The following is a 15,870-nucleotide window of genomic DNA, read 5'->3' on the forward strand; positions in this document are numbered from 1 at the left end:
CCTGCGCGGCAGGAGCAGCAAATCGAGGAGAGCCCGCGATGGCGATCACCGCAGCACAGGTGAAGGAACTGCGCGACAAGACCGGCGCAGGCATGATGGACGCGAAGAAGGCGCTGACCGAGACGGGCGGCGACATGGAGGCCGCGGTCGACTGGCTGCGCACCAAGGGGCTGGCCAAGGCCGCCAAGAAGTCCGGCCGGACGGCCGCCGAGGGCCTCGTGGCGGTGCGCACCGAGGGCGGCAAGGGCGTCGCCGTCGAGGTGAACGCCGAGACCGATTTCGTCGCCAAGAACGCCGAATTCCAGGAGATGGTGGCCGCCATCGCCGACGCCGCGATGCGCGTAGCCGATGTCGAGGCCCTGGCCCAGGCCGACCTCGGCGGCAAGTCGGTGGCCGACACGCTCACCGACAAGATCGCCACGATCGGCGAGAACATGTCGCTGCGCCGCATGGCCGTGCTCGAGGGCGAGCAGGTGGTGTCCTACATCCACAACGCCGCGAAGCCCGGCATGGGCAAGATCGGTGTGCTGGTGGCGATGACCGGCGGCTCGGAGGAGTTCGGCCGGCAGGTAGCGATGCACGTCGCGGCGGTTAACCCGTCTTCGCTGGGCGCCGACGATCTCGACGCGGCCGTGATCGAGCGCGAGAAGCAGGTGCTGACCGAGCAGGCCCGCGAAAGCGGCAAGCCCGAGCAGGTCATCGAGAAGATGATCGAGGGCCGCATGAAGAAATTCCTCTCCGAGGTAACGCTCCTCGGCCAGTCCTTCGTGGTGAACCCCGACCAGACGGTCGAGGCCGCCGCGCAGGAGGCCGGCGCCACGATCACCGGCTTCGTCCGGCTCGAAGTGGGCGAGGGCATCGAGGTCGAGAAGGAAGACTTCGCCGCCGAGGTGGCCAAGGCCGCGGCCACCTGAGGGCCGTCGTTGTTGCGTGACGCGAGGGGGCGTGCCTGCGGGCGCGCCCTTTTTCGTTCCACGCCCGCGAACCGGGCGGCCCATGGCGAGGGCAGTCGGCCGACCCAGGGGGCAGAGAATGCACCCCCCGGGCCGGCCGCCCGGTTTCCCGGGTCGGGGCGACGGACCCGTAATCGCGACCGGACCGCCCCGCGTTCCGCCACTCTCGGAACATGATGAGTGGTAAATGCTAACCTTGGGTTGGGCAAAGCCTTTGGCAGCTCCGCGCTTCGGTCGACCGCGGCGGGGGCACATGCGCTGCCTGTCTGCCGCGATCCCGGGCGAGTCGTCGACGGCGCCTCCGGCCGGCCGGGCGCACGAGGCCCCCGCGGGGACGACGGGGAGGAGGCGGGATGATTCGGTGCGTCCGGGCAGGCGGCTTGCAACGGCGGGGGATGCCGGCGTCAGGCGCCCGGCGGGTCTTCCACCATCTCGGCCACCGGGGCGGGGGTGGCGCGGGGGACATCGCTGCCCTGGCGCCCCAGGTTGCGGCAGACGAGGATCACCGGCAGCAGCCCGACCGCGACGATCACGAGCGACGGGACCGCCGCGCCCGACAACCGCTCGTCGGAGGCCAGCCGGTAAGCCTGCACCGCCAGCGTGTCGAAGTTGAAGGGGCGCATGATGAGGGTGGCCGGCAGTTCCTTCGTGACATCGACGAACACGATGAGCAGTGCCGTGAGCACCGAGGGGCGCAGGATCGGCAGGTGCACGCGGGCGAGCATTGCGCCGGGCCCGAGGCCGAGCGTGCGGGCGACCGCGTCGGTGTTGGGGTGAATGGTGACGAGCCCGCCGTCGTAGGTGTTCAGCGCGGCGGCGATGAAGCGTACCATGTAGGCGCCCACGAGCAGCCAGATCGAGCCGGTGAAGATCAGTCCCGTGTCGATGCCGAAGCGCGCCTCCATGAAGGCGTCGACCGCGTTGTCGAAGGCGGCGAAGGGCACGAGCAGGCCGACCGCGATCACGCCGCCGGGCACCGCGTAGCCGATCCGCGCCACGTTGGCCGCCGCGCCCGAGAGGCGCCCGGGCGCAAGCCGCTGGAAGAAGGCGACCAGCACCGCCGCGCCCACGGTGAGCACCGCGGCGATGCCGGCGAGCGTCACGGTGTTGCGGATGAAGCCGAGATAGCGGTCGTCGAACAGGTTCTGGCCCGAGCCGATCCCCATCTCGAGCAGCAGGCCCAGCGGCAGCAGGAAGCCCAGCACGACCGGCACGGCGCAGAGAACGACCGCACCCCAGCGGTGCCAGCCCCGCAACTCGACCGCCGGCGCCCGTTCGAAGCGCTTGCCCGCGCCGTGGTGGCGTGCCGCGCCGCGCTGGATGCGCTCGAGCAGGGCGAGGAACAGGGCGAAGCCCAGCAGGCACAGCGCGAGCTGCGCGGCCGCCGCGCGGTCGGACATCGAGAACCACGAGGTGTAGATGCCCGTGGCCAGGGTCTGGACCCCGAAATACTTGACCGTGCCGAAGTCGGCGATCGTCTCCATCACCGCCAGCAGCACCCCGCCCGCGATGGCCGGCCGCGCCATGGGCAGCGAGACGCGGCGGAACGCGCCCCAGGCCGATTGTCCCAGCGCCCGCGCGGCGAGGTTGGCCGTGGCCGATTGCTGAAGGAAGGCCGCGCGGGCCAGCAGGTAGACATACGGGTAGAGCACGAGGATCAGCATGACCGCCGCCCCGCCCAGCGAGCGCACCTCGGGGAACCAGTAGTCGCGCGGGCCCCAGCCGGTGACCGCCCGGAGCGCCGATTGCACCGCGCCGGGGTGGTCGAGCAGGTCGGTATAGGCGTAGGCCAGCACGTAGGCGGGGAAGGCGAAGGGCAGCGCGAGCGCGACCTCGAAGGCGCGCACGCCGGGAAATCGCGTCATCGTGACCAGCCACGCCGCGCCCGTGCCGAGCGCCGCGGTGCCGAGCGCGACGAGGGCCGCCAGCAGCAGCGTGGCCGAGGTGTAGCGAAGGAGCACGGTATCGGCGAGATGCGCCAGCGTCTCGGTCGATCCCATCAGCGCGGCGGCAACGACGGCGGCCATGGGCAGAAGGCACAGGGCGGCCGCGGCAAGCGCCCCGGCCCGGATCGCGCGTTCGGCGGCGCCGCGCCCCTCCGCGCTCATTCTCCGACAGCGCCCTCCAGCGCGGCGACGATGGCCGAGAAGTCGTCGGCCTTCAGGCTGGCGCCGCCCACGAGCGCCCCGTCGACGTTGGCCACGGCGAAGATCTCGGCCGCGTTGGCCGGCTTGACCGAGCCGCCGTAAAGCAGCGGCACGTCGCGCGCGCCCGATCCGATGGCGGTGGCGAGCTCGTCGCGCAGATGGTCGTGCACCTCGGCGATCTGCGCGACGGTGGGCGTGCGGCCCGTGCCGATCGCCCAGACCGGCTCGTAGGCGACGACAAGACCTTCGGCCATGGTGCCGGTGGGCAGGGAGCCCTGGAGCTGGGTCGAGACCACGTCGAGCGTGCGGCCCGCGTCGCGCTCGGCCTCGGTCTCGCCGACGCAGAGGATGGCCACGAGCCCGGCGCGCCGGGCGGCCTCGACCTTGACGCGCACGACCGCGTCGCTCTCGTCGTGGTCGGCGCGGCGCTCGGAATGACCGAGGATGACGTGGCTCGCGCCCGCCTCGGCCAGCATCTCGGCCGAGACGTCGCCGGTGTGCGCGCCCTTGGGCGCGGCGTGGCAATCCTGCCCGCCGGTCATCACCGCGCTGCCCGACAGCGCCTCCGCCATCCGGTGGATCAGCGTGGCGGGCGGGCAGAGCAGCACCTCGACGGAAGGGGAGGGATGGCGCTCGGCGAGCGCGCGGGCCTCGGCGAGGTCGGCCCCGGTGCCGTTCATCTTCCAGTTGCCTGCCGCGAGCTTGCGCGCCATGTCAGTCTCCTGCGTCGAGTGCCGCTCCGGCCCATTCGCAAGCCGCCTCGGGGTCGTCAAGGGCGGCGTGGGGCAGGCTCCGGTCGCCCGTGACCTGTCTCCGACCCGCTGCCTGCCGTGGCCGCGCAGATTGCGTTGCCCCGTCCGCGGCGAGCCGCTCGGCCTCCGTGATCGCGCCGCGGACCGGGCCGTCGACACGCGGCGCCGCGGCCCAAGCGATGGGGCGGTGGGTTATGACAGCGCCGAGCGGTGCCAGGCGATCCCCAACGGCGTCGGGCCCGGCGCGCGAGCCCGCCATCTGTTCACCGCGCCTGGCCGGCCGAGAGGCTCTCGTCGAACTTGATCGACTCGCCGCAGCCGCAGGACTCCGTGACGTTGGGATTGCGGAACTGGAAGCCGGCCTCGAGCAGCGAGACCTGGTAGTCGATCTCGGTGCCGAAGAGGAACATCTGCGCCATCGGGGCGATCATCACGACCGCGCCGTCCTGCTCGACGATCTCGTCGTGGGGATCGACCTCGTGCGCGTAGTCCATGGTGTATTCCATGCCCGCGCAGCCGCCCTTCTTGACGCCGACCTTGAGGCCCTTGGCGCCGTCGCGCTCCATGATCCGGGCGATCTGCGCGGCGGCCGCGGGGGTGAGGGTGACGGCCTGCTTGCCGGGAATGCCGAACATCTGGAACTCCTTCTGCCTACGGTCGAACGTAAGGGGCACGGCGCCGCCGCTCAAGCCCGGGCTGTGCGGCACGCCGACCTGCCTCGCACCACACGCGCGCGCCCGCCCCGGCCGGCCGTCGCCCCACCCGCCCACCCGCGCCGCCCGGCCGGCGCGGGCGCGCGCGGGCAGACGGCTCAGCCATGGTGCACGGGGCGTGGGCGCAGGGGGCGTGCCGGGTTGCCCGCGACGGTCGTGCCGGGGGCCACGTCGCGCGTGACCACCGCGCCCGCCCCGATTACCGCGTCGTCGCCCACGGTGACGCCCGGCAGGATAAGCGCGCCGCCGCCGATCCAGACATTGCTGCCGATCGCCACGGGGCGGCCGAATTCCAGCCCCGCGTCGCGCATCTTCGGGTCGCGCGGATGGTCGGCGGTCAGGATCTGCACTGCGGGGCCGATCTCGGCGCGGTCGCCGACGGTGACCGGGCACACGTCGAGCACGACGCATCCGTAGTTGAAGAACACGTCGTGCCCGAGGCGGATGTTCGTGCCGTAATCGACATGGAAGGGCGCCCGTATAGCGCACCCCTCACCACGCGCGCCGATCAGCCTGTCGAGCAGGGCGCTCCGCTCGGGATCTCCCAGGATGGTGGCGTTGTAGGCGCGCATCGCCTCCTGGGCGCGCCGTCGCCTCTCCACGAGGTCGGGGTCGCCGGGCCGGTAGAGCGCGCCTGCCACCATCCTGTCCCACTCGGTGGCGGGCGGGTCGGTGGCGTGGTCGCTCACATGAAGCCCAGCTCGAGCTTCGCCTCGTCCGACATCATGTCCATCCCCCAGGGCGGATCCCACGTGATGTCGACGTCCACCTGCTTGACGCCCGGCAGAGGCTCGACAGCCTCGGCCACCCAGCCGGGCATCTCGCCCGCCACCGGGCAGCCCGGCGCGGTCAGGGTCATGACGATGCCGACCTCGCCCTGGTCGCTGATGTCGATCGTGTAGATCAGGCCGAGGTCGAAGATGTTGACCGGGATTTCGGGGTCGTAGACCGATCGGCAGGCGTCGACCACGCTGTCGTAGAGCGGATGGTCGGTGCTCGAGGGACGGATGAGCGGCGCTCCTTCGAGAGGGGCGGCTGCGTCAGGTGTCGTCATCGCGGCAGATCCTCTTTTCTTGACTGAAGATATAAGGAAAGCCGTCGCCGCGGTCCATACCCGCGGCTGCGACGCGTGCGCCGGGCGGGTGCGCAAGCGGGGGCGCCGTCGCGTCCGGACTTGCGTTTGCCGGACCTGCGTTCGCGGGGCCTGCCTTTCCCGGGCCGACCTGCCCTGCGCCGACCTGCCCCGCGCCGGTCTGCCCTTCCCTGGGCGTCGGTGCGTTCAGCGGTGGCGCGTGCGCGTGGTCTCGTGGCGGTGCTCGGTGTCGTGGCGCCGGGGAGCGGGCCATGCGTCGCCGGGCTCGTCCGCCTCGCCCCCGTCGGTTGCGGGCGCGTTCGTCACGAGCCGCGACAGTCCGCCGCGGTCGTCGAGCAGGTGGACCGGCAGCGGCTCGCCCCGGCGCAGGTGGGCGTCCGTGAGGGCGAGGCGATCGACCCTGCGGAAGGCGAGGATGAGCGCCGCCCCGGCCCCGACGAGGCCCAGCGGCGTTTCGCCCGCGCCCGCGGCGATCAGCGCGGCGGCCAGCCCGAAGATGAAGGCGAAGAGGGCATGGCCCTGCGCGCGCATCTGCGAGGCGAGCATCCGTGGGCAGGTAATCTCGGACGGGGTGGCGCCGAAGAGACGGGTCGAGAGGCGGTGGCGCAGCCGGATCGTGTTGACGTAGCCGGCGGGAATGCGCTTGGCGTGTTCGAGGTCGCCGCGGATGTTCTCGTCGATCCAGCAGACGCGCAGCAGCGCGACAAGGGCGAGAAGCGTGGCGACCGAGGCGGGCGCCCAGAGCGCGGCGGCGCTGCCGGCGAGCACGGCGAGGCTGCCGGCGAGGAAGGGCGCGGCGGCGGGTGGGATCTCCGGGGTCTGGTGCGGCATGGTTCCTCCTGAACGCGGCGTGGGCCCCGGCGTTCCCCGCCGGTGACCGCCACCCGGCGGCGAGCACTCTGATGCGCATGGTTGTTCGACAGGGTTGCAGATTCCCTGATGGAGCGCGCTTGCGGTGTGCCGCCGCGGCGTCGCCCTGTCGCAGGGGGCGGCGCGCCAGCCGCCGCGTGCGGCGTTTCTCCTCGCCGCGCGGTGCGCCGGCCGCCTGCGCCACGCCCGGCCGTCCTACGCCCGGCCCCCTGTGGCCCGGCCCCCCGTGGCACGAGCCCCGGCCGCCCTTGTCCCGTCGGGCCGCGGCCCGCTCCTGCGCGCGACGGTGCTCTTGCGGGCGGGGGCGGGGCGGACGCGCTTCTCGATCTCGTCGTAGAGCAGCGCGGCCACGTTCTTGCCGGTGCATTTCTCCACCCCCTCGAGCCCCGGCGACGAATTGACCTCGAGCACCTTCGGCCCGTCAGCCCCGCGCAGCAGATCGACGCCGGCCATGTGCAGCCCGAAGGCGCGGGCCGCCCTGACGGCCGTCTCGCGCTCGGCCCGGCTGATGCGCACCGCCTCGGCCGAGCCGCCCTGATGCAGGTTGGAGCGGAACTCTCCGGCTGCGGCCCGCCGCTTCATCGCGGCGACCACCTTGCTGCCGACGACGAGGCAGCGGATGTCCTCTCCCGCCGCCTCCTTGACGAAGTGCTGGACGAGGAAGTTGGCCTTGAGCCCGCGGAACGCGGAGATCACCGATTGCGCGGCCTTCTTCGTCTCGGCCAGCACCACGCCCTTGCCCTGCGTGCTCTCGAGCAGCTTCACGATCAGGGGCGCCCCCTCGACCAGCCCGATGAGGTTGTCGGTATCCTTGGGCGAGGCGGCGAAGGCGGTGGCGGGCATCCCGATGCGGTGGCGGGCCAGGATCTGATGGGCGTGCAGCTTGTCGCGGCTGGCGGTGATGCCCTCGGAGCCGTTGACGCAATAGGTGCCGATCGATTCGAACTGGCGGATGACGGCGGTGCCGTAGGCCGTGACCGAAGCGCCGATGCGGGGGACGACAGCGTCGTAACGCGGCAGGCGCTTGCCGTCGTAATGCACCTCCGGCGCCAGCGCGTTGATCGCCATGTAGCAGCGGGTCGTGTCGATCACCTCCACCACGTGGCCGCGCCTCTCGCCCTCGGAGACCAGCCGCGAGGTGGAATAGTTGGGCTCGCGCGAGAGGACGGCGATGCGCAGGGTGCGGCTCGGCGCCACCTGCCTGACCTGCGCGGTATGGTAGGGCTCGTAGGAGAGCTGGGGCTGGCAGCAGGACTCGGAGGGGCTGATGACCACCTCGTCGCCGAGCGCCTGCCGACCGAGCAGCATGCGATACGCCATCGTGCCACGGTCGGTCAGGGTGATCTCGATGGGCCATGCCCGGCCGGCGACCGTGATCTCGGTGGCGATAACGTAACGCAGCTCGGTCTCGCCGTTCGACGAGGTCACCTCGCGCCGGTCGACGATATCGGCCGAGCAGGGGATCGAGATCAGGTCGTTGCCGGGGATCGGGTGCACGGCGAAGCGCACCTTTGGGTGCGAGGACGGCCCGAACGCCTCGATGTCGAAGGCATGGAGGGCGGAGGTCTTCGCGCCGGTGTCGATCTTGGCCTTGATCGCGGGCAGGCCGAGGCCCGGCAGCGCGACCCACTCCTCCCAGCCGAAGGTGAGGCGGTCGGTCATGCGGTCTTTCCTTGCATCCTTGTCCGCTTCAGCCTTTCAAGGGAGGCACGGCGCGTCCAGCCCCGTTCGACCGCGGCCCGCAGGGCTGACGCAGGGGCACGCAGGCGCGACAGAGAAGCGAAAGAGACGAGGGAACCCGCCGATGTCCTACGCCCCGGAGACCTCCCGCCCGCCGCTCGGCGTCACCGAGCTCGTGGGCCGCGTGTTCCGCCTGTTCCGCGAGCGGTTCCAGGAAATCTTCCTGGTGTCGCTGCTCTACTCGGTGGTCAGCCTCGCGGTGTCGCTCGCCCTGATCGGGCCAGAGCGCACTTTCGGCCTGACCGACCAAGGCACCGTGCCCGTGGGCGGCGAAGGCGGAATGGGCCCGGGCGGAATGGGGCCGGGCGCAATGGGGCCGGGCGCGATGCCGATGGCCCAGATCGGGGTGGGCGATCTTGTCGACGCGGTGCTTCAGATCCTTCTCAGCGCGCTCTTCGTGGGCGCGATCGCCCTTCTCGTGGTCGACGCGGCGCGGGGGCGGCCGGCCGGCGCGCCCGAGGTGCTGCGGCGCGCGCTGGGCACGGCGCTTCCCGTGGCGGCGATCAGCATCGTGATCGGCGTCGCCGTCGCGCTGGGCTTCGTGCTGCTGTTCGTGCCGGGCCTGTGGATCTTCGCCGTGCTGTCCGTCGCCATCCCCGTCGCGGCGGTCGAGGGGGCCGGGCTCGGCGCGCTGGGTCGCAGCGCGGCTCTGACCAAGGGCTACCGGTGGCCCATCGTGGGCTTCGGCCTCGTCTTCGCCGCGATCGTGCTGGCCCTGACGCTGGTGCTCGGCCTTTTCGTGCTCGCGCCGCTCGGGGTGATGCTCACCGGGGGCGAGCCCGGACTCGTGGGCGGGCTGGTGCTGACGCTGGTGACCGCTCTTGTCGGCGCGGCCTATGCCGGTCTCGGCGCGCTGCCCGCCCCGGTGCTCTACCTGCGCCTGCTCGAGCTGAAGGAGGGGGGGCAGGGCCGCTAGGCGCGCCTGCCTCTGGCGCCCGCCCGCGATCCGGGGCAGACCCTGCCCATGAGCGACACCGCGACCGACCGCTTCTCCTTCGCGCTGCACGCCACCGACGGGCCGGCGCGGACGGGGGTGATCTCGACCCCGAGGGGCGAGATCCGCACGCCGGCCTTCATGCCCGTGGGCACCGCGGGCACCGTCAAGGCGATGCTGCCCGAGTCGGTGCGCGAGACCGGCGCCGACATCCTTCTCGGCAACACCTACCACCTGATGCTGCGCCCGGGGGCCGAGCGGGTGGCCCGCCTCGGCGGCCTGCACGCCTTCATGAACTGGGATCGCCCGATCCTGACCGATTCGGGCGGCTTCCAGGTCATGTCGCTGTCCGAGTTGCGCACGCTCACCGAGGAGGGGGTGACCTTCCGCTCGCATATCGACGGGTCGCGGCATCACCTGACGCCGGAGCGGTCGATGGAGATCCAGCGCCTGCTCGGCTCGGACATCGTGATGGCGTTCGACGAATGCCCCGCTCTGCCGGCCGGGCGCGACCGCATCGCGGAGTCGATGCGCCTGTCGATGCGCTGGGCGGCCCGCTCGCGCGAGGCGTTCGGCGCCCGGCCGGGCCATGCGCTCTTCGGCATCCAGCAGGGCGGGCTGGAGCGCGACCTGCGCGAGGAATCGGCCGAGGCGCTGCGCGCGATCGGCTTCGACGGCTACGCGGTGGGGGGGCTCGCCGTGGGCGAGGGGCAGGAGGCGATGTTCGGCGTGCTCGACCACGCGCCGGCCATGCTGCCCGCGGACAGGCCGCGCTACCTGATGGGCGTCGGCAAGCCCGACGACATCGTGGGCGCCGTGGCGCGCGGCATCGACATGTTCGACTGCGTCCTGCCCTCGCGCTCGGGGCGCACCGGGCAGGCGTTCACCCGCCGCGGCGTGGTGAACCTCAAGAACGCCCGCCACGCCGACGACCCGCGCCCGCTGGACGAGGCCTGCGCCTGCCCGTGCTGCCGGAGCTATTCCCGCGCTTACCTGCACCACGTGTTCAGGTCGGGCGAAATCATCTCGTCGATGCTGCTGACGTGGCACAACCTGCACTATTACCAGGAGATGATGGCGGGCATGCGCGCCGCCATCGCGGCGGGCCGCTTTGCCGACTGGCAGGCCGAGTTTCACGCGGGTCGGGCCGAGGGCGACCTTCCGCCGGCCTGAGCTCGACCGGCCGCGCGCCGTCGCGCGGCGACGGCGACGGCGACTGTGAGCGCCTCAGACGTCGGGGCCGGTCGCCGGGGGAAAGGCGCAGCCGGAGATCAGCGTCTCCGCCCGTTCCGACCGGGTGCCGGCGGGCTCGAACTCGAGCGCCGCCCGCGCCGCGCGCAACCCTTCCTTCAGGTCCTCGGCCGTGAAGGGGGGCGGATTCCCCCCGGCGCTCCCTTGTGCGGCGCGATGGTCGCGAGACTGCCGGGCGCCTCGGGCGAAGGCCGAGAGGGCCGCCTCGCGTTCGTTGCGGCGCAACTCGGCGAGATCCTCCTCGCCCAGATGCGCCACGACCGACACGGTGCCGTCCGCGAAGCCGCGATCCTCTCCGAGCACGTCGCCGAGCGTCTGCTTCGTCCACACGAGATCCGCCATTGCGCCTCCTTTCGATCCCGAGGGAAACGGGCACCGGCCGGATTTGTTCGACGGACGCGGCGGCCGCCTAGACGAGGCCGAGGAACTTTCGGCGCTTGGGACGACCGGCGAACGCGCCTCGGCTCTGCATGAAGGCACGAACCTCGGGAGGTTGCCAGCTTCACCGCCGCAGAGGGGCTGAAAATGTCGCGTCCGCTGACGCAGTTCGGCAGCGCATCCTTGTGAGCCCCGTGCAGAAGGGCGCGGCCGCATTCGGGTCAGTTTACCGTGGCCGGCAGTCGCCGCTTGTCCTGTCAGGCGGCGGCGTGCACACTCCGTCCCGACGAGGAGCCCGCGGTTGAAAGCGGAGGTCGCGCGCCCCACCTAACCCCTCCGTGACAGGAGAGGGCTCCAAGGCCGCCGGATGCCGGGGCGCGGGCCCTCTTGCTAGAGAACAGGACATCGAGCACATGCAAGAGCCACTGAGCAATCCATACCCGGTGCTGCCGCTGCGCGACATCGTGGTGTTCCCGCACATGATCGTTCCGCTGTTCGTGGGCCGCGAGAAATCGGTTCGCGCGCTGGAAGAGGTCATGGCCGACGACAAGCAGATCCTGCTCGCCAGCCAGATCGACCCGGCAGAGGACGACCCCGCCCCCGAGGGCATCTACCGCGCCGGCGTGCTGGCCAACGTGCTGCAGCTCCTCAAGCTGCCCGACGGAACGGTCAAGGTGCTGGTCGAGGGCAAGACGCGGGTGCGCGTGGCCGACTACATCGACAACGACGAGTTCTTCGAGGCCAACGCCGACCCGCTCACCGAGATGTCCGGCGACGACGCCGAGGTCGAGGCGCTGGTGCGCTCGGTCGCCGAAGAGTTCGAGCGCTACGCCAAGGTCAAGAAGAACATCCCCGAAGAGGCGCTGACGGCGGTGGCCGAGGCGCGGCAGGCAGCCAAGCTGGCCGACCTCGTGGCGGGTCACCTCGGCGTCGATGTCGACAAGAAGCAGGACCTGCTCGAGACGCTCTCGGTCGCCGAGCGTCTGGAGAAGGTCTACGGCCTGATGCAGGGCGAGATGAGCGTCCTGCAGGTCGAGAAGAAGATCAAGACGCGCGTCAAGAGCCAGATGGAGAGGACGCAGCGCGAGTATTACCTCAACGAACAGATGAAGGCGATCCAGCGCGAGCTGGGCGACGGCGACGACCAGTCCGAGATCCAGGAACTCGAAGAGCGGATCGAGGCGACCAAACTGTCGAACGAGGCGCGCGAGAAGGCCGAGGCGGAGGTCAAGAAGCTCAAGAACATGAGCCCGATGTCGGCCGAGGCGACGGTGGTGCGCAACTACCTCGACTGGATGCTGTCGATCCCGTGGGGCGTGAAATCGCGCGTCAAGAAGGATCTCGGCCGCGCCCAGAAGATCCTCGACGACGACCACTATTCGCTCGACAAGGTCAAGGAGCGTATCGTCGAGTATCTCGCCGTGCAGCAGCGCTCGAAAAAGCTGAAGGGGCCGATCCTGTGCCTCGTCGGCCCGCCGGGCGTGGGCAAGACCTCGCTGGGCAAGTCGGTCGCCAAGGCCACGGGCCGCGAGTTCATCCGCATCAGCCTCGGCGGCGTGCGCGACGAGTCCGAGATCCGCGGCCACAGGCGGACCTATATCGGCTCGATGCCGGGCAAGATCATCCAGGCGCTGAAGAAGGCCAAGACGACGAACCCGCTCATCCTGCTCGACGAGATCGACAAGATGGGGCAGGACTTCCGCGGCGACCCGGCCAGCGCCATGCTGGAGGTGCTCGACCCCGAGCAGAACTCGACATTCGTCGACCACTACCTCGAGGTGGAATACGACCTGTCGAACGTGATGTTCATCACCACGGCGAACACCTACAACATGCCGGGGCCGCTGCTCGACCGGATGGAGATCATTCCGCTCGCCGGCTACACCGAGGACGAGAAGCTCGAGATCGCCAAGCGTCACCTGATCGACAAGCAGGTGAAGAACCACGGCCTGAAGAAGGGCGAATTCGAGCTGACCGACGCGGCCCTGACCGAGATCATCCGCACCTATACCCGCGAGGCGGGCGTGCGGAACCTCGAGCGCGAGATCGCCAAGATCGCGCGCAAGGCGGTGACGCAGATCGTCAAGAAGGAGACCGACAAGGTCGTGGTCACGCCCGAAAACCTGTCGGACTTCCTCGGCGTGAAGAAGCACCGCTACGGGCTCGCCGAGCTGGAGGACCAGGTCGGTGTCGTGACGGGCCTCGCCTACACCTCGGTGGGCGGCGACCTGCTGCAGATCGAGGCGGTGCGCCTGCCGGGCAAGGGCCGGATGAAGACCACCGGCACGCTGGGCGACGTGATGAAGGAGTCGATCGACGCCGCCAATTCGTATGTCCGCTCGATCGCGCCCTCGATCGGGGTGAAGCCGCCGCGCTTCGACACGATGGACATCCACGTCCACGTCCCGGAAGGGGCGACGCCGAAGGACGGGCCGAGCGCGGGCCTCGCGATGGTCACCTCCATCGTGTCGGTGCTCACGCAGATCCCGGTCAAGCGCGACATCGCAATGACCGGCGAGGTCACGCTGCGCGGCAACGCGCTGCCGATCGGCGGGCTGAAGGAGAAGCTGCTCGCGGCGCTGCGGGGCGGCATCAAGACGGTGCTGATCCCCAAGGAGAACGAGAAGGATCTCGCCGAGATCCCCGACAACGTGAAGGAGGGGCTCGAGATCATCCCCGTCGAGCATGTCCGCGACGTGCTGAACCACGCGCTCGTTCGCCAGCCCGAGCCCATCGAGTGGGACGAACAGGCCGAGGAGGAGGCCGCGCTCGCCCGTGCCGCGCGCCTCGAAGCCGAGCGGCGCGAGACCGGCACGACGGCGCACTGAGCGCCCCTCGATACGACGCAGAAAGGGCGCCCGCGCGGGCGCCCTTTTTTCGTCCTGCGGGGCAGGCGGGTCGGTCCCGCCGGGGCCCCCTTACGGCCGGATCACGATCGTGGTCGCGGCCTTCCCCTCGTCCAGCACGTAGCCGAAGAGCGTCTCGGCGTTCGCCGGGTGAAGGCGCACGCATCCGGCCGAGGCGCGCGACCCGAGCCGGTCGGTCTCGGTCGTGCCATGGATGGCATAGTTGCCCGAAAAGAAGATCGAAAACGGCATGGGCGCCCCGCCGTAGAGGGTTGAGTAATGCATGCGCTTCAACGTGACCGGGTGGTAGGTGCCCACCGGCGTGCACTTGCCGTCGCGCGCGGTGGAGACCGGCCATACATGCAGTGGGGTGCCGTCGCGCACGACATGCATCGCCTGGTCGGAGAGGTCGATGCTGATCCGCAACTCGGCCATTGCGCCAGAGGCCGCAGCCGTCAGAAGGGTGACCACCAAAGCGCGTGAGACGAGTGCGGAAAATGGCATGGCCAGCAGTCTGGCGGAAGGGCGAGGCCGGGGCCAGCGCCGCGATCCGGGGGCCTTGCGCCCCCCCGCGGCCTTCGCTACATCGCTGCGCACCGGCGGGTGATTAGCTCAGTGGTAGAGCGCTTCGTTCACATCGAAGATGTCGGGAGTTCGAATCTCTCATCACCCACCACCTTGCTCCGCTGGCAGGCCCGCCTTGTCGCGCCACCTCGCGGTGGCCGGTCAGGGCGTTACCGCACAAGGCTCCGGCGCGGTCCGTGCTCCGGCGCGGCTAGCCCGATCGGTGACAGGGAATGGCAATCTCGCCGCCCCGACCGTCGATCGCTACCGGTCGGTCATGCCCGCGCCCTTGCCCCGTGGCGGCGCGACGGGCTATGCACGCACGTCGCGGGTGGTTAGCTCAGTTGGTAGAGCGCTTCGTTTACACCGAAGATGTCGGGGGTTCGAATCCCTCACCACCCACCATTCCCTCTCTCCATGCTGTCCATGCTGCCCATTTTGTCCAGTGACTTCAGGGCGTCTGGGCAGATTGGCTTTGTCCACCTTCTTCCCTTAGCCTCGACAGCACGTGCGAGTGTTGGCACATCTGTTGGGACGTGGTTCCCGAGTGAGGAGAGGTGCCAACAATGAGGCTGACCGACGCGAAGATCAGGGCCGCCCGGCCGGGCGAGACGACAAAGAAACTGAGCGACGGCGGGGGCTTGCAACTGCATGTCACGCCCGCGGGCGGGAAGCTGTGGCGACTCGCCTATCGCTTCGAGGCGAAGCAGCGCACCCTCGCAATCGGCCGTTACCCCGATATCTCGCTCAAAGCCGCGAGGAACGCCCGCGACGCGGCCAAGGCGCTGATCGCCGAAGGACGCGACCCGTCTGTAGAGAAACGCAAGGCAAAGATCGCGCCGCCGACGTGGGCAGAGGTCGCGCTTGAATTCCTAGAGCACGAGCGCCAGCGGGGCAGGGCTGAGGGAACGGTGAAGAAGCTGGCGCACCAGATCGACCACACGATCCGGGCATTCGGCGACCGACCCATCGCCGAACTGCGCGCGTCGGACCTGCTGCCGCTTCTGCGGGTCTTCGAGCGGGGCGGCAAGCATGAGACGGCCCGCCAGGTGCGCGCGCTGTGTTCGCGCATCTTCCGATATGCGGTCGCGACCGACCGATGCGAGAATGACCCGGCGGCGGTGCTCACCGGGGCGCTCGTCTCGCCGCCGCGGAGTGGCTATCCGGCGATCACCAATCGGGAGGAGGTTGGCGCTCTCATGCGGGCGTTACGTGGTTACGCGGGCGAGCCCACGACAGCCACGGCGCTGCGAGTTCTCGCCTATACATTCCTGCGGCCGGGCGAGGTGATCTCCCTGCGATGGACCGACGTGGACTGGTCCGAACGCCTCATCTCGATCCCGGCAGCGCGCATGAAAATGAACCGTCCGCATCTGGTGCCCATTTCGCGGCAGGTGGCAGAGGCCCTGCGGGCTTTGCAGCCGTGGACAGGCGACGGCCCGCTCATCTTCCCGTCCCTGCGAGCACCGGGCAAGGCGATCAGCAACAACACGCTCAACGCCGCGCTTCCTGCGCGACCTCGACCGCGCCGCGCCGATGAAGATCACCCGTGTTCTCACCGACAACGGCAAGGAATTCACCGACCGGCTGTTCGGCCTGCGCAAGCGCGCAGCCACGGGCAACCACGAG

General features: G+C 70.4%; 14 protein-coding genes and 2 tRNA genes. 7 read left to right on the forward strand and 9 right to left on the reverse strand.

The window, feature by feature from the left end:
- Positions 1-38: 38 nt before the first annotated feature.
- On the forward strand, positions 39-914 hold the full coding sequence (tsf, locus tag DLJ49_RS14755; RefSeq protein ID WP_115394320.1) for a translation elongation factor Ts: 876 nt from the start codon (positions 39-41) through the stop codon (positions 912-914).
- A 443-nt stretch (positions 915-1,357) separates the two neighbouring features.
- Here the strand turns inward: tsf and DLJ49_RS14760 are convergent, their stop codons facing one another.
- From DLJ49_RS14760 to rimK, 7 genes are all read right to left on the reverse strand, one after another.
- Positions 1,358-3,061, reverse strand: coding sequence for an ABC transporter permease (locus tag DLJ49_RS14760; protein ID WP_115394321.1), 1,704 nt, complete (start codon positions 3,059-3,061; stop codon positions 1,358-1,360).
- Positions 3,058-3,813, reverse strand: coding sequence for a triose-phosphate isomerase (gene tpiA, locus DLJ49_RS14765; protein WP_115394322.1), 756 nt, complete (start codon positions 3,811-3,813; stop codon positions 3,058-3,060). Before tpiA ends, DLJ49_RS14760 begins: the two co-directional genes overlap by 4 nt.
- A 302-nt stretch (positions 3,814-4,115) precedes the next feature.
- Positions 4,116-4,487 carry a HesB/IscA family protein gene (locus DLJ49_RS14775; protein WP_115394324.1) on the reverse strand — a complete coding sequence of 124 codons (372 nt, stop codon included), beginning with the start codon at positions 4,485-4,487 and terminating at the stop codon, positions 4,116-4,118.
- Positions 4,488-4,663: 176 nt separating this feature from the next.
- The gene (locus DLJ49_RS14780) at positions 4,664-5,209 is read right to left on the reverse strand and encodes a sugar O-acetyltransferase (RefSeq protein WP_115394339.1); all 546 of its coding nucleotides are present in this window, start codon (positions 5,207-5,209) and stop codon (positions 4,664-4,666) included.
- A gap of 41 nt (positions 5,210-5,250) precedes the next feature.
- Positions 5,251-5,619, reverse strand: a complete 369-nt coding sequence (locus tag DLJ49_RS14785; RefSeq protein ID WP_115394325.1) for an SUF system Fe-S cluster assembly protein — start codon at positions 5,617-5,619, stop codon at positions 5,251-5,253.
- A 225-nt stretch (positions 5,620-5,844) separates the two neighbouring features.
- Positions 5,845-6,489 carry a hypothetical protein gene (locus DLJ49_RS14790; RefSeq protein ID WP_115394326.1) on the reverse strand — a complete coding sequence of 215 codons (645 nt, stop codon included), beginning with the start codon at positions 6,487-6,489 and terminating at the stop codon, positions 5,845-5,847.
- Between the two features lie 234 nt (positions 6,490-6,723).
- Entirely contained in the window at positions 6,724-8,190 is a 1,467-nt protein-coding gene (rimK, locus tag DLJ49_RS14795) for a 30S ribosomal protein S6--L-glutamate ligase (protein WP_115394327.1), read from the reverse strand.
- 142 nt (positions 8,191-8,332) lie between these two features.
- Between rimK and DLJ49_RS14800 the strand changes: the two genes are divergently transcribed.
- Both DLJ49_RS14800 and tgt read left to right on the forward strand, forming a co-directional pair.
- Positions 8,333-9,184: a hypothetical protein gene (locus tag DLJ49_RS14800; RefSeq protein ID WP_115394328.1), complete on the forward strand. Its 852-nt coding sequence runs from the start codon at positions 8,333-8,335 to the stop codon at positions 9,182-9,184.
- A gap of 48 nt (positions 9,185-9,232) precedes the next feature.
- A complete protein-coding gene (gene tgt, locus DLJ49_RS14805; protein WP_115394329.1) occupies positions 9,233-10,375 on the forward strand; it encodes a tRNA guanosine(34) transglycosylase Tgt in 1,143 nt (380 codons plus the stop codon).
- A gap of 54 nt (positions 10,376-10,429) precedes the next feature.
- Here the strand turns inward: tgt and DLJ49_RS14810 are convergent, their stop codons facing one another.
- On the reverse strand, positions 10,430-10,795 hold the full coding sequence (locus DLJ49_RS14810) for a hypothetical protein (protein ID WP_115394330.1): 366 nt from the start codon (positions 10,793-10,795) through the stop codon (positions 10,430-10,432).
- A gap of 449 nt (positions 10,796-11,244) precedes the next feature.
- Here DLJ49_RS14810 and lon point away from each other — a divergent pair, with 449 nt between their 5' ends.
- Positions 11,245-13,659, forward strand: a complete 2,415-nt coding sequence (lon, locus tag DLJ49_RS14815; RefSeq protein ID WP_115394331.1) for an endopeptidase La — start codon at positions 11,245-11,247, stop codon at positions 13,657-13,659.
- Between the two features lie 90 nt (positions 13,660-13,749).
- On the opposite strand, the gene DLJ49_RS14820 is transcribed toward lon, so the two are convergent.
- Positions 13,750-14,181 (reverse strand): L,D-transpeptidase, encoded by a 432-nt coding sequence (locus DLJ49_RS14820; RefSeq protein WP_115394332.1) that lies wholly within the window; start codon positions 14,179-14,181, stop codon positions 13,750-13,752.
- 97 nt (positions 14,182-14,278) lie between these two features.
- On the opposite strand from DLJ49_RS14820, the gene DLJ49_RS14825 reads away from it, so the two are divergent.
- The 3 genes from DLJ49_RS14825 to DLJ49_RS14835 form a co-directional block, all read left to right on the forward strand.
- Positions 14,279-14,353: transfer RNA gene (locus DLJ49_RS14825), tRNA-Val, on the forward strand.
- 217 nt (positions 14,354-14,570) lie between these two features.
- Positions 14,571-14,646 (forward strand) — tRNA-Val (locus tag DLJ49_RS14830).
- Between the two features lie 161 nt (positions 14,647-14,807).
- A partial coding sequence (locus DLJ49_RS14835; protein ID WP_115394333.1) for a tyrosine-type recombinase/integrase occupies positions 14,808-15,870 on the forward strand: 1,063 nt, incomplete at its 3' end.

The organism is Rhodovulum sp. 12E13, assembly GCF_003340565.1.
In the GTDB taxonomy this organism is placed as follows: Bacteria; Pseudomonadota; Alphaproteobacteria; order Rhodobacterales; family Rhodobacteraceae; genus HLUCCA09.